Here is a 12,896-nt window from a genome sequence, read left to right as displayed (position 1 = left end):
CTCGATCCTGATCGTTGCCGGTCGCGCATCCCGGTCGGCGCGACCTCAGCAGGGTGCGACTCGGGCCGATCACGAGCGGCTGATCGTTGCGATCCGCACGCCCGCGTCCCCGACACGACCACGGCGTGCGACTCAGAGCGATCACCGCTCGTGACGGGAGCGGATCACGCGGCGAACCGGGCGTCCTCCCCCCGGAGCGGGCGTGCGGCACCTAACCTGGGTGGGTGACGGCGGAGTTGCTCGGGCGCGCCCCGGAGCTCTCGCGGCACCGGGGCCACCCGGTGCACGCGCAGATCGAGCGGTGGCTCATGGACGAGATCACCGCGGGCCGGGTCGCCGCGGGAGACCGACTGCCCGGGGAGCGCGAGCTCGCCGCCGCGCTGCACGTGAGCCGGATGACGCTGCGCCAGGCCCTCGACGGGCTCGCGCGCCGCGGCGTGCTGATCCGCACCCCTGGCCGTTCCGGCGGCGCGTTCGTCGCCGAGCCCCGGATCGACTGCGACCTCACCGGCCTCGCCGGGTTCACCGAGCAGATGCGCCGCGCGCACCGCCGGGCGGGCGCCGAGGTGCTCGCCGCGCACACCGTCGACGCCGAGCCGCCCGTCGCCGCGGCGCTGCGGCTGCCCACCGGCGCCCCGGTGCACGAGGTGGTGCGCGTGCGCTCGGCCGACGGCACCGCGCTCGCCCTGGAGCGGTCCTGGCTGCCCGCCGAGGCGCTGCCCGGCCTGCTCACCCACCCGCTCACGGATCGACTATACGAACTGCTCGACGAGCGCTACGGGCTCGCCCCGCACACCGCCGTGGAGTACCTGGAACCGGTCAGCGCCGACCCCCGCCGCGGCTCGCCGCACGCCCTCGGCGTCGCCCGGCACCGCCCGACATGAAGATCCGCATCGAGGCGGCCCGTCGCGCTGAGCTACCTCGCCGCCGACGCCATCGACAAGGGGCGGGCCCGCACGGCTCGAGGGCTCGATCGCGAAGCTCTACGCCACCGAGGCCGCCCACGAGGTCGCCGACATGGCGCTGCAGTGCACGGCGCGAGTGGCTACGCCAGGCGACTACCCGATCGAGCGGATCTTCCGCGACACCCGAGGGGGGACGATCCCGGAGGGCACCACCGAGATGCAGACCTTGATCATCGGCCGGGAGCTGGTCGGCATGTCGGCGATCGGCGGGGGTGCGAAGTGATCGAGTTCCCCGACCTGTCGCGCCTCGTCCGCCCGGAGTCCGTGGCGCTGATCGGCGCCTCGGACAACCCCGGGCAGCATCGGCAAGCTGACCGTGGGACAACCTGGTGGAGGCCTCGGAGTTCCGTGGCCGGGTCCATCTGGTGAACCCGCGCCGTCGCGAGATCGGCGGCCGGGTGTGCCATCCCGACGTGGCCGCGCTGCCGGAGGCGCCCGACGTCGCCGTGGTCTGCATCCCGGCGGCCCGGCGTCCTGGACGCGCTGCGGCAGTGCGCGGCGAAGGAGAGTGCGGTTCGCGATCGTGCTGACCTCCGGGTTCAGCGAGACCGGCGAGGCCGGCCGCGCGCTGCAGGAGGAGATGCGCGGGATCGCGCGGACGTCGGGCATGCGCATCTACGGCCCGAACTGCCCCGGTCTGACCAACCTCGCCGACCGCATCGGCATGACGTTCTCGCCGGCGTTCGCCGACGACCCGCACGAGCGGGCCGCTGGGCATCGCGACGCAGGGGGGCGGCCTCGGGCGCAACATACTGCAGTCCGGGGTGCGCGGGTCGGGCGCGGCGCTGTGGGCGTCGTTGGGCAATGGGTCGACCTGGACGTGGCCGACTTCGTGCACCACATGGCCGCCGACCCGGCGATCCGGGTGATCGTCACCCCTGTTCGAGGGCATCGGGACGGCGCCCGCCTGCTCGCGGCCCTGCGCGCCGCGGCGGAGGCGGGCAAACCGGTCGTCACGCTGAAGGTCGGGCACTCCGCCTACGGCGAGCGCGCCGTGCAGTCCCACACCGCGGCGATGGCCGGCTCCGCCGCGGTGAACAGCGCCGTGCTGGCGCAGCTGGGCGTGGTCGAGGTCCGCGACACCGACGAGCTGGTGGACGTGGCCTGGCTGCTGGCCAGGGCGACCCCGCCCGCGCGGACCCGCGTCGCCCTGTTCGGCGCGTCCGGCGGGGCGCTGTCACTCGCCGCCGACCTCGTGGGTTCGGCGGACCTCGAGCCCGCCGAGCTCGCCGACGACACCAGAGCCTCGCTGCGGGCGGACCTCCCGGCCTTCGCCGCCGTCGACAACCCGGTGGACACGACGGCCACGACGATCTCCGAGCCCGGTCTGTTCGATCGCGCACTGCGCACCGTGGCCGGGGATCCCGGCGTCGACCTCGTGCTGATGCCGATCCCGCTGGACTACGCAGAGCGCTCGGCCACCTCGTCGCGGGCCATCGCCGCCGCGCAGGAGCAGACGGACGTCCCCATCGTCCCGGTCTGGATGAGCGACCGCCGCGGCCCGGGGTGGCAGGTACTGGCGGACGCGAGCTTCTGCTCGCCGCGCAGCCTCACCAAAGCGGTGCTGGCGGTGCGCCGCTGGGCCGAGTACGGCCGGTGGCGGGCCGCCGCCGAGGCGCACCCACCTGCGGTGCCGCTGCTGTTGCGTGCCGACGAGCCGGGGACGGTCGCGGCGCTTCCGCCGTGGACACCGAGCCACGGGCGAAGGCCTGGCTGTCGGCGGCGGGCGTGCCGGTGCCGGACGGGGAGGTCGTGCAGAGCGCTCCGGCGGCTCGCGCGGCCGCGAACGGCTGGGCTGCCCCGTGGTCGTCAAGATCGTCAGCTCCGAGCTACCGCACAAGTCCGACGTCGGGGGCGTCGCTGTCGACGTCGGGTCGGGTGCCGCGGCCGAGGACGCGTGGCGGCAGGTCACCGAGCACGTCGCGCTCAAGGCGCCGCACGCGGCGACCGGCGGGGTGCTCGTCGAGCGCATGGTGCCTGCCGACGGCGTCGAGATGATCGTGGGGGTGCACCGCGACCCGGTGTTCGGGCACCTGCTCACGGTCGGCGCGGGAGGGGTGCTCGTGGAGCTGCTCGACGACGTGCAGCGGCGGCTGCTGCCGGTGGGCAGGCCCCAGGCCGAGGAGATGGTGGCCGCCCTGCGGTGCCACGCCCTGCTGACAGGAGCCCGCGGCAGGCCCGCCTGCGACGTCGACGGGTTCGTCGACCCTGCTCGTCGCGGTCTCCGACCTCGTCGTCGCGCACGCCCACCAGATCGAGGAGATCGACCTCAACCCGGTGCGGGTGCGGCCTGCGGACGGTGACGAGGCCCGCGTCGTCGTACTCGACGCCCTGGTCACCGTGGCCTCGGACGGGCCTCGTGATCTGCTGAACACCTCTTGGCGGACCTCGTCGTCGTCGACTTCAGCGAGCTCCTCCCCGGACCGTTCTTCACCCAGAACCTGGTCGAGCTCGGCGCTCGGGTGATCAAGGTGGAGCGGCCGGGCGGCGACAACGCGCGTGCGCTGGGGCCGGGCCTGTTCGCGGCGGTGAACCGGGGCAAGGAGCACGTCACCGCGGACCTGCGCGACGACGCCGACCGCCGGCGGGTGGCGGAGCTGGTCGCCACCGCCGACGTCGTGGTCGAGGGCTTCCGGCCCCGGGTGCTGGAACGGCTCGGGTTCGGCCCGGAGCGGCTGACGCAGCGCCACCCGCAGCTGGTCTACGTGTCGCTGTCCGGGTTCGGCCAGCACGGCCCGCTGTCGGACGAGCCCGGCCACGACAACACCTATGCCGCCTACGCAGGCGTGCTGTCGCTGGCCGGGCGGCCGGGCGGCCCACCGGAGTGGGGCCCCGGCGTCCCCGTCGCGGACCTCTGCGCCGCGATGTACGCCACGTCGGCCACGCTGGCCGCCCTGCGACACCGCGACCGCACCGGCCGGGGGCTCTGCGTGGACGTCTCGATCCGGGACTGCCTCGCGCACTGGCTCAACCGAGGCTCGGCGGGTTCGCGCACAACGGCCTCTCCGACGTGTCCGAGCAGCGCGCGAGCGCGCTGAGCCGGCCGGGGTACGGCACGTTCGCGTGCGCGGACGGCACCGCGGTGGCGATCGCGGCCATCGAGGACCACTTCTGGGCAGGGCTGGTGCGCGGGCTGGGGCTGGTCGAGTGGACCGACCCCCGATGGGCGCGGCACGCTGCCCGACGAGCCGCGACCACCGAGATCAACGCGGCCATCGCCGATGCCGTGCTGACCCGCGACGGGCGGGCGGTCGTCGCGGAGCTGAGCGCCTGCGGCGTCCCGGTCGCGCCGGTGCTCGGCCCGGGCGACGCGCTCGACGCCGCCGAGGCGGAGGGGACCGGCCGGGGTGTTCCGGCACCCGGAGGCGGGGCGGCTCTACCGGTTCCCGGTGCTGTTCAGCTCCTGAGCACCGCGTCCCGCAGCGTGCGTGGTCGGACGTCGGTTCCGCTCCTCGGTCCTGCTTGCCGTCGCGGAACCGGCACTGTATACAAAGGTACACACTGAGCTCGAAGCGTCCAGCGGTGACGATGCCGCGGGAAGGTCGACGATGACGCAGAACGCAACGCCGGGCATGGACGTCGGCACGGCACGGATGCGGCGCCGGGTCGTCCGTGCGAGCTTCATCGGCACGGCGATCGAGTGGTACGACTTCTACCTCTACGGCACCGCAGCGGCGCTGATCTTCAACCAGCTGTTCTTCCCGTCCTTCGACCCCGCCGTCGGCACCATCGCCGCGTTCGGCACCTTCGCCGCCGGGTTCCTCGCCCGGCCGATCGGTGGCGTCGTCTTCGGTCATTTCGGGGATCGCCTCGGCCGCAAGAAGATGCTCATCTGGAGCCTGGTCGGGATGGGCGTCGCGACGACCCTCATCGGCCTCCTGCCCACCTACGGGCAGATCGGCGTGGCTGCTCCGATCCTGCTCATCGTGCTGCGCCTGCTCCAGGGCTTCGCCGTCGGCGGTGAGTGGGGCGGCGCGGTGCTCATGTCGGTCGAGCACGCCGAGAAGGGGCGGCGCGGCCTGGCCGGCAGTTGGACGCAGACGGGATCACCGGCGGGCCTGGTGCTGTCCACACTGGCGTTCGGCCTGGTCTCCCTCCTCCCGAGCGAGCAGTTCACCTCCTGGGGCTGGCGCCTGCCGTTCCTGTTCAGCGCGGTGCTGGTGGTCGTGGGCCTGTTCATCCGGCTGCGCGTCGTCGAGAGCCCTGCCTTCACCGCCGTGGAGAAGGCCGGACGGACGTCCTCGATGCCGCTGCTCGACGCGATCCGCCGGCACCCGCTCAACATCCTGCTCGCCATCGCGACCTGTCTCGCGCCGTTCGTGAACTTCTACCTGTTCGCGACCTTCATGCTCACCTACGCCACCACCGAGCTGGGGATCGAGCGTCCCGTCGTGCTGACGATCGTCGCGATCGCCGGCACGATCGCGATCGTCACCACCCCGGTGCCGCGGCGTTGTCCGACCGGTTCGGCCGTCGCACGGTGTTCCTCACCGGCACGGTGCTCCTCGCGCTCTACGCCTACCCGTTCTTCCTCGTCAACGAGGCGGCCGATTCCGCCGTCGTCCTGGGCATCACCTCCGTCGTGGGCCTCTCGTTCATCCACCCGCTCATGTACGGGCCGCTGGCGACGCTCTTCGCCGAGCTCTTCTCGCCCGAGGTCCGCTACAGCGGCGCGTCGCTCGGGTACCAGATCGGCGGCATCCTCGGTGGCGGGTTCGCCCCGCTGATCCTGACCGCGCTGGTCGCGACCGGTGCCGGCGCGGCGCCGTCGCGATCCCGCCGTACGTCATCTTCGTGTCGCTGCTCACGTTCGTCGCGGTCTGGGTCGCCACCGGGCCCGGACGTCGCTTCGAGGACGACGACTGTCGCGCCCGCGACCCGCACGGTGCAGCGTCATGACGGCGACGCGCACGCCGTTCTCCGACGCGCCCGCCTGGGTCCACCGCTGCGCCACCGATCCCGAGCTCCAGGTCGCGGGCCGCGACGCCGCGGTGACGTTCGCGGTGCGGTCCGACGGGGCGCGGGTCGTGGTCACCTGCGACCGTGGCCGGTTCGCCCTCGGCTCGGGAACGCCAGAGTTCGAGCTCGCGGCGACGCCGGACGCGTGGGCCCGGTTCTTCGCGCCCGACCCGCAGCCCTGCCACCACCACTTCCTGGCGATGCGCATGCGCGTCCCGGGCACCCTCGTCGAGGGGGACGAACGCGCGTACGCGCAGCACGCCCGGATCGTCCACCGGGTCCTGGCACTCGGCCGGGAGCTGCTGCACGGCCCGCCCGCGCCCGACCCCGACCCGGAGATCGACCGCTCCCGCATCAGCGAGCGGTACGTCACGGCCGAGGTGGAGGGCTCGCCGGTGGACCTGCACGTCGCCACGGCCGGCACGGGCACCCCGCTGCTCGTGCTCCACACCGCAGGCGCCGACTCGCGGCAGGCGCACGCCCTGATGTCGGACGCCGCCCTCACGGCCCGGCACGAGGTGATCGCGTTCGACCTGCCGGCCACGGCTCGTCCGGCCGGCTGCCGGGCCCGATCGGGTCGTGGACGCTGACGACGTCCCGGTACGGCGACACGATCCTCGCGGTCGTCCGGGCGCTCGGCCTCGACCGCCCGATCCTGCTGGGTGCCTCCATGGCGGGCGAGGTCTGCCTCGAGATGGCCTACCGGGCGCCGGAGGCGTTCCGCGGCGTGATCGCCTGTGGAGGCGAGCGAGAAGGTGCCCGGCCGGACCACGCCGTGGGCTCGCGACCCACGCGTCGACACCCGCGACCTTCGTGCCCGAGTGGATCGCCGGACTGATCGCCCCCCGCAGCCCGCGGTCCTGCCGGGAGGACATCCTCTGGACCTACTCGCAGGGCGGTGCGGGCGCGTTCGCCGGGGACATCGACTTCTACAGCGGCGACTGGGACGGCACCGAGAAGGTGCCGCACATCGACACCGCCACCTGCCCGGTGGTGATGATGACCGGGGAGTACGACTACTCGTGCACGCCGAGGATGTCCGAGCAGACCGCCACGCGGATACCGGGCGCGGTGTTCTGGGAGATGCCCGGTCTCGGCCACTTCCCCATCTGCGAGAACCCGGCCGCGTTCGCGCCCCATCTCGCCCGTGCGCTCCAGCACCTCGGAGGACCCCGTGACTGACACCCGGATGCTCATCGGCGGCGGCCGGCCCGCGGTCGACCCCGCCACGTCGATGGCGGTCACCAGTCCCGTCGACGGCCGGGAGCTCGGCCGGATCGCCGACGCCACGGCCGACCAGGTCCACGACGCCGTCACCGCGGCGACGGACGCCTTCCGGGCCTGGCGACGCACCTCCGGCGCCGAGCGCGCCCGGCTCATGCACCTCCTCGCCGACCTCCTCGAACGGGACGCCGAGGAGTTGGCACTGCTGGAGACCTCGGACAACGGCAAGCTCCTGCGGGAGACCCGCACGCAGGCCCGGTTCGCGGCCCGCAACTACCGCTTCTTCGCCGGACTCGCCGACAAGATCCACGGCCGTACGGTGCCGCTCGACGCGTGGGACACGTTCGACTACACGGTGCGCGAGCCGGTCGGCGTCGCCGCGCTGATCACCGCCTGGAACTCGCCCATGCAGCTGTTGGCCAACAAGCTCGCCCCGGCCCTGGCCGCCGGCTGCACCGTCGTGGTCAAGCCGAGCGAGCTGGCTCCGCTGACCACACTGCGGATGGCCGAGCTGGTGACCGAGGCGGGCTTCCCCGACGGAGTGGTCAACATCGTCACCGGCGGCGCGGAGGCCGGCGTCGCGCTCACCACCGACCCCCGGCTGGGCCGGATCAGCTTCACCGGCTCCGTCGAGACCGGTCAGGCGATCCAGCGCGCCGCGACGGCGGCGCTCGTCCCGGTGACGCTGGAGCTGGGCGGCAAGTCCGCCAACATCGTCTTCGACGACGCGGACCTCGAGCGGGCGCTACCCGTGGCGGTGGCCGGCATCTTCGCCGCCGGTGGCCAGACCTGCATCGCCGGCAGCCGGCTGCTGGTGCACGAGCGAGTCCACGACCGGTCGTGCGAGCAGGTCGCCGAGACCGCCCGTCGCATCGTGCTCGGCGACCCGACCGACGACGCCACCCAGATGGCCCGGTGGCGAGCCAGGCGCAGCGGATGCGGATCTCGACCGCATCGGCCGCGCCCGCACCGACGGTGCGCAGCTGCTGACCGGCGGTGGCATTCCCGACGACGCCGAACCTCGCCGCGGCTCCTTCGTCGAGCCGACGGTCTTCGCGCACGTCGATCCGGCGTCGGACCTCGCCAGCAGGAGGTCTTCGGACCCGTGCTCGCCACACCACCGGTCGCCGACGAGGAGGAGGCCTCGCCATCTGCCAACGTGACCGAGTACGGGCTGGCCCAGCGGCAATCTGGACCTCGGATGTCTCCCGCGCACACCGGGTCCGCGCGCGAGCTCGCCGCGGGCACGGTCTGGGTGAACACCTACCGCTACAGCGCCGCACAGGCACCCTTCGGCGTCGTGAAGAAGTCCGGGTACGGGCGGGAGCGCGGCGTCGAGGCCATCGACGAGTACCTGCACACCAAGAACGTGCTCATCGACCTCTCCGACGAGGTCCGGGACCCGTTCGCGATCAAGGCTGACGGAGGCCGGCATGACCACCACCCGGATCGACCTCTGCGGGCTCGGCCAGATGGGCTGCCCGTGGCGGGCCGCCTGGCGACGGCGCACGACGTCCTCGCGTAAGACAATCTCCGTGGAGCGGCGCGCCATGGCGGAGGCGCACGAGCGGGTCACACCACCGACCGGCTCGACGACCTCGCCGCCTGCGACACGATCGTGCTGTGCCTGCCGAACCCCGCGTGTCCCGGTCGGTGCTCGGCGACCTGGCCGGCACGATCAGCCAGGGCACCCTCGTCGTCAGAGACGAGCACGGTCCTGCCGACCGACGTGCGTGAGTGGGCGCCGCTGTGGCGCCGGCCGGCGCCGGGGTGCTCGACGCTGCGCGATCCTGTCGGCGTCTGCGCAGATGGAAAGCGGCACCGCCACGCTGCTCGTCCGGCGGAGCACGACCGACGTCGAGTCGGCCCGCGGCGTCCCTCGACGCCCTCGGCGGCTCGCAGGCTGGTCCCGATTCGCGCGACCTCGGCAACGGGATGGCGGCCAGTCGTCAACAACGGTGTCAGCCTGCACGCCGTCATGGTCGTCCTCGTGGAGGCGTTCGCGATGGCCAGGCGCGGAGGGCGGCGACCCTCGCGGACGTGGCTGCCGTCCCCTCGAGACGGCCGACGGCTGGTCTCGCTGCGCCCCGCTGACCCAATCGCGTCATGGAGCGGGTGGCGAGCGGGGAGTACGCGGGCGGCATGCCGCTGAGGCGGCGCGCAAGGACTCCAGCGCTCCGGACCTCGCCATGGCTCAGCGGTCGGGCACACCCGCTGTTCGCCAACGCAGGCCGCCCAGAGCGTCTACGACCTGGCACTCGCGCCGGGCTCGGGCGGGCCGACTATGCCGCCGTCTGCCCACGCTGATGGGAGGGCGTGTGCCGGGCGGCCGCTGTACCTTCGAAGCGAGGACCGGGTCGTGTACCGCCGCGCCTCCCGGGGGTCTTCGCCCTCCGGTACGCCTACCGCACCGCGTCGGTCCGCGGGGAGCACTTCTACGGCCCATCCGGCGGGTGCATGGACCCGTGGCCCATCGACTACTTCACCTGGGTCGTCCTTCGACGGCGACCGCACGGTCGTCGTCGACGCCGGGTTCACCCCGGGACACGGCCGGGCGCCGGGGGGACCGGCCCTACCTCGCCACCCCCGGTCGACCTGCTCCGCCGCCTCGGCCGCGAGCCCGGGGACGTCTCCGATCTCGTGCTGACGCACCTGCACTACGACCACACCGGTTTCGTCGGCGCCTACCCCGCGGCGCGGATCTGGCGGCAGCGGCGCGAGCTCGAGTTCTGGTCCTCGCCCATGGCCCGCCGGGGCGGGTTCGCGCACCTGCTCGACCCCGACGACCTCGCCCACGATCCGCCGACTCGTCGACGACGGCCGCGTCGAGGTCATGGAGGGCGACGCCGCCGTCGCCCCCGGCGTCGGCCTGCACCTGGTCGGTGGGCACACGCCGGGCACGCAGGTGGTGCGCGTGACAGACCGACGACGGCGTGCGGGTGCTCGCGTTCGGACGCGAGCCACTTCTACGCCAACCTCGGCGAGGACAAGCCCTACGGCGTCGTCTGCGACCTGCCCGACATGTACCGGGCCTTCGACCGGCTGCGCGAGCTGGCCGGGCCGGGCGGTGTCGTCGTGCCCGGGCACGACCCCCGCGTCACGGAGCGGCCACCTCGCCGTGCCGGGCACGGGCGACCTGGTCATCGACCTCACCGCGACACCGCCGCGGGGGTAGCCCACCCACCCGCAGGCCCGAGCCCGCTCACCGGGGGGCGATCCCGTTCAACAGCATCTGCCAGAGCCGGTCGGCCACCTCCTCGGCCGTGAGCGGGCCGCTGCGGCGGAACCACTGGTAGGTCCAGTTCATCAGGGACAGCACGGCGATGGCGGCCATCTCCGGGTCCACGTCCGCGAACTCGCCCTCCTTCTGCCCGGCGACCAGGACGTCGGTGACCATCCGGCGGTACGCGGAGCGCTGGGCCGACACGGACTCGCGGACGTCGAGGGGGAGCGCCCGGTAGCTCTCGAAGAAGATCCGCAGGTGGCCCGGGTGGGACTCCATCAGCCCGATGACGTCGCGCATCATGGCCGCGCAGGCAGGTCCGGCGGCCCGAGCCGCCCGGCCGCGAGGCGGTCGCTGTGCTGCCGGATGACGACGGTCATCAGGGTCTCGTGCAGCTCGACGAGTATGTCCTCCTTGCTGCGGAAGTAGTAGTAGAGGGACGCCTTGCGGATGCCGGCACATCGGCGATCGCCTGCATCGTCGTCTCGTGGTAGCCGCGCCTGTCGAAGAGCTCGGTGGCGACCTCGATGATCTGGGATCGCCGCGGGTTTCTCCGCTCCGTCGCTGGTCACGCGGCAGATCCCTAGCACATCTGGTTGACACCGGAGTCGCGCGCTGCATATTCTCCCGACGTACTTTAGAAATGAATTGGAAGAGAATGTCAGGTGTGGATGAAAGCCTGCATCGTGGGCGAGGGCGCCTCCGGGTACCGTGGCGAAGAGCCTGGAACAGCGAGTCGTGGACATTCGACTGGTCGAGAGGGCTCGGAGCTCGCGGTCTGGTCGCTACGACACGCAGCGGACTCGTCGTCGTACCGCTCCCTGCAGATCGACAACCATCTCCCGCAGCCTCGCCCTACCCGACTTCCCGGGCCGCGGGGCTGGCCCGCCGTCCTTCGGGCCCGCCAGTAGCTGGAGACCTCGAGCGCTACGCGTCCGAGTTGGGGTAGCCGAGCTGTGCAGACCTACCCCGATGTCAGCCGCTGTGGAGCAGGTGGGTCGCTTGGGCGTCCGACCGACCGGCACGGCGCCGGCGGGCACGACACCGGTGAGTACGACGCCGTGATCGTCGCCAACGGCCACCTCAGCGTGCCCCGCCGCCCGGCGTTCCCGGGGACGTTCACCGGCGAGGAGATGCACTCGCACGACTACCGGACGCCGGAGCCGCTCAGCGGGAAGACGGTCGTGGTGGTCGGGATGGGCAACTCGGCCTGCGACATCGCCGTCGACCTCGCCCGCGTCGCGGGCCAGGTCCACCTCTCGACCCGGCGCAGCGCCTGGATCCTGCCGAAGTACCTCCTCGGCGTGCCGACCGACCGCTGGTCGGGTTTCTTCACCCGCACGCTGCGGCTGCCGACGCCCGTCGCCCGCAACCTGGTCAAGACGATCGCCCGGGTCGCCGTCGGGCCGCAGGAGCGGTTCGGGGTGCCCAGGCCCCGCCACCCGATCCACCGCGAGCACGCGACGATCGGCCAGGAGCTGCTGCCGTACGTGGCCTACGACTGGATCCGGATGCGGCCCGACATCGCCGAGCTCGACGGTCGCGAGGTCCGGTTCACCGACGGCACGGCCGTCACCGCGGACGTGGTGATCTACGCGACCGGCTACGACCAGTCGTTCCCGTTCCTGTCCGAGGACCTGGTCGCCGGTGCGGAGCGGGGCGCGCGGCTCTACCGGCGGATCGTGCACCCCGACGTGCCCGGCCTGCACTTCGCCGGCCTGGTGCAGCCGGTCGGCCCGACGATCCCGCTGGTCGAGGTCCAGGGCCGGTGGATCGCGCGGGTGCTGACCGGCGAGGTGGCGCTGCCCGGCAAGGAGGAGATGGCCCGCGAGATCGCCGCGCACCGGCGGTGGGTGGAGGCGAGCTTCGTGGGCTCGGAGCGCTACCGGCTCGAGGTCGACTTCCGCACCTACGCCGGGCAGCTCACGGCGGACATGGCCGCCTGAGAGGACGAGGAGGAGACATGCGAGTACTGGTCACCGGGGGCACCGGGGTCATCGGCAGCCTGACCGGCCGCAAGCTCGCCGAGCGGGGGCACGCCGTCCGGCTGTTCGACGTCGCTCCTGATCCCGTGGCGGCCGCCAGGGCCGGGGACGTCGACGTCGTGCGGGGCGACGTGCTGTCCTTCGCCGACGTCGGCGCCGCGGCGAAGGAGGCGGACGCGATCGTCCACCTGGCCTACAGCCTGGGCGAGGCGAGCAACCGGCAGCCCTACCCCGCCACCCAGCTGAACGTGCAGGGCAGCGCCGTGGTGCTGGAGGCCGCGCGGCTGTTCGGGGTGCAGCGCGTGGTGCTCGCCAGCTCGATCGCCGTGTACGGCTCGGACGCCATGTACGCCCCCGGGGAGCTCCCGCTGACCGAGGACGCGGCCACCCACCTCGCGCCCGGGATGCCGCTCTACGGCGCCGGGAAGCTGTACCTCGAACGGCTCGCCCAGGTGTACCGCACGACGCACGGCCTGCTGGCCGCCGGGATCCGGCCGAGCCCCGTCTACGGGCCGGGTGGTGTCCGCGGCGTCTCGGGCT

At 73.1% G+C, this 12,896-nt stretch carries 14 protein-coding genes and 6 pseudogenes; 17 read left to right on the top strand and 3 right to left on the bottom strand.

The genetic code is table 11. The features are described 5' to 3' along the window. Positions 1-224 precede the first annotated feature (224 nt). The 4 genes and pseudogenes from FB558_RS33590 to FB558_RS45860 all read left to right on the top strand — a co-directional run. On the top strand, positions 225-884 hold the full coding sequence (locus FB558_RS33590; RefSeq protein WP_142060682.1) for a GntR family transcriptional regulator: 660 nt from the start codon (positions 225-227) through the stop codon (positions 882-884). Between the two features lie 70 nt (positions 885-954). After that, positions 955-1,188, top strand: a pseudogene (locus FB558_RS33585) (acyl-CoA dehydrogenase family protein); the annotation flags it as partial. A gap of 106 nt (positions 1,189-1,294) precedes the next feature. Then, positions 1,295-1,495 (top strand): CoA-binding protein, encoded by a 201-nt coding sequence (locus tag FB558_RS45865; RefSeq protein WP_170231674.1) that lies wholly within the window; start codon positions 1,295-1,297, stop codon positions 1,493-1,495. Between the two features lie 50 nt (positions 1,496-1,545). Next, positions 1,546-2,016: pseudogene (locus FB558_RS45860) on the top strand (hypothetical protein); the annotation flags it as partial. Here the strand turns inward: FB558_RS45860 and FB558_RS44950 are convergent. Continuing rightward, positions 1,944-2,273, bottom strand: coding sequence for a hypothetical protein (locus FB558_RS44950; protein WP_246106952.1), 330 nt, complete (start codon positions 2,271-2,273; stop codon positions 1,944-1,946). The pseudogene FB558_RS45860 and the gene FB558_RS44950 sit on opposite strands and share 73 nt — an antisense overlap. A gap of 338 nt (positions 2,274-2,611) precedes the next feature. On the opposite strand from FB558_RS44950, the gene FB558_RS43560 reads away from it, so the two are divergent. The 11 genes and pseudogenes from FB558_RS43560 to FB558_RS45840 all read left to right on the top strand — a co-directional run bounded on the left by FB558_RS43560 (position 2,612) and on the right by FB558_RS45840 (position 10,415). Next, positions 2,612-3,268, top strand: a complete 657-nt coding sequence (locus tag FB558_RS43560) for an acetate--CoA ligase family protein (protein ID WP_281288711.1) — start codon at positions 2,612-2,614, stop codon at positions 3,266-3,268. Between the two features lie 75 nt (positions 3,269-3,343). After that, positions 3,344-4,003: a CoA transferase gene (locus tag FB558_RS45360; protein ID WP_142060678.1), complete on the top strand. Its 660-nt coding sequence runs from the start codon at positions 3,344-3,346 to the stop codon at positions 4,001-4,003. Next, entirely contained in the window at positions 3,976-4,470 is a 495-nt protein-coding gene (locus FB558_RS45355) for a CoA transferase (protein WP_170231671.1), read from the top strand. The genes FB558_RS45360 and FB558_RS45355 overlap by 28 nt, the downstream gene beginning before the upstream one ends. Before the next feature lie 43 nt (positions 4,471-4,513). After that, positions 4,514-5,347 (top strand): annotated as a pseudogene (locus FB558_RS44940) (MFS transporter); the annotation flags it as partial. A gap of 98 nt (positions 5,348-5,445) precedes the next feature. Next, positions 5,446-5,607, top strand: a pseudogene (locus FB558_RS44935) (MFS transporter); the annotation flags it as partial. 253 nt (positions 5,608-5,860) lie between these two features. Further along, positions 5,861-6,514 (top strand): hypothetical protein, encoded by a 654-nt coding sequence (locus FB558_RS43555; RefSeq protein ID WP_170231669.1) that lies wholly within the window; start codon positions 5,861-5,863, stop codon positions 6,512-6,514. Continuing rightward, positions 6,484-6,762 carry an alpha/beta fold hydrolase gene (locus FB558_RS45855; protein WP_170231705.1) on the top strand — a complete coding sequence of 93 codons (279 nt, stop codon included), beginning with the start codon at positions 6,484-6,486 and terminating at the stop codon, positions 6,760-6,762. Before FB558_RS43555 ends, FB558_RS45855 begins: the two co-directional genes overlap by 31 nt. Further along, the gene (locus FB558_RS33550; RefSeq protein WP_142060672.1) at positions 6,738-7,106 is read left to right on the top strand and encodes an alpha/beta fold hydrolase; all 369 of its coding nucleotides are present in this window, start codon (positions 6,738-6,740) and stop codon (positions 7,104-7,106) included. Before FB558_RS45855 ends, FB558_RS33550 begins: the two co-directional genes overlap by 25 nt. 7 nt (positions 7,107-7,113) lie before the next feature. Further along, a pseudogene (locus tag FB558_RS45850) lies at positions 7,114-8,046 on the top strand (aldehyde dehydrogenase family protein); the annotation flags it as partial. After that, positions 7,928-8,673: pseudogene (locus tag FB558_RS45845) on the top strand (aldehyde dehydrogenase family protein). The pseudogenes FB558_RS45850 and FB558_RS45845, both read left to right, overlap by 119 nt. Positions 8,674-9,605: 932 nt before the next feature. Continuing rightward, a complete protein-coding gene (locus FB558_RS45840) occupies positions 9,606-10,415 on the top strand; it encodes an MBL fold metallo-hydrolase (RefSeq protein ID WP_142060668.1) in 810 nt (269 codons plus the stop codon). On the opposite strand, the gene FB558_RS33535 is transcribed toward FB558_RS45840, so the two are convergent. Both FB558_RS33535 and FB558_RS33530 read right to left on the bottom strand, forming a co-directional pair. Next, complete coding sequence (locus tag FB558_RS33535; protein WP_142060666.1) at positions 10,351-10,674, bottom strand: TetR-type transcription factor C-terminal domain-containing protein; 324 nt, start codon at positions 10,672-10,674, stop codon at positions 10,351-10,353. The genes FB558_RS45840 and FB558_RS33535 overlap by 65 nt on opposite strands. Next, positions 10,671-10,943, bottom strand: a complete 273-nt coding sequence (locus FB558_RS33530; RefSeq protein WP_170231668.1) for a TetR family transcriptional regulator — start codon at positions 10,941-10,943, stop codon at positions 10,671-10,673. The genes FB558_RS33535 and FB558_RS33530 overlap by 4 nt, the downstream gene beginning before the upstream one ends. 384 nt (positions 10,944-11,327) lie before the next feature. On the opposite strand from FB558_RS33530, the gene FB558_RS33525 reads away from it, so the two are divergent. After that, positions 11,328-12,317, top strand: coding sequence for a flavin-containing monooxygenase (locus FB558_RS33525; RefSeq protein WP_281288710.1), 990 nt, complete (start codon positions 11,328-11,330; stop codon positions 12,315-12,317). 17 nt (positions 12,318-12,334) lie between these two features. After that, positions 12,335-12,896: NAD-dependent epimerase/dehydratase family protein (locus FB558_RS33520; RefSeq protein WP_142060660.1), on the top strand; the 562-nt coding region annotated here is incomplete at its 3' end.

The organism is Pseudonocardia kunmingensis, from assembly GCF_006716445.1.
GTDB lineage: Bacteria > Actinomycetota > Actinomycetes > Mycobacteriales > Pseudonocardiaceae > Pseudonocardia > Pseudonocardia kunmingensis.
The sequence above is the reverse complement of the archived record's forward strand: the minus strand, read 5'-3'. Positions and strand labels throughout refer to the sequence as shown.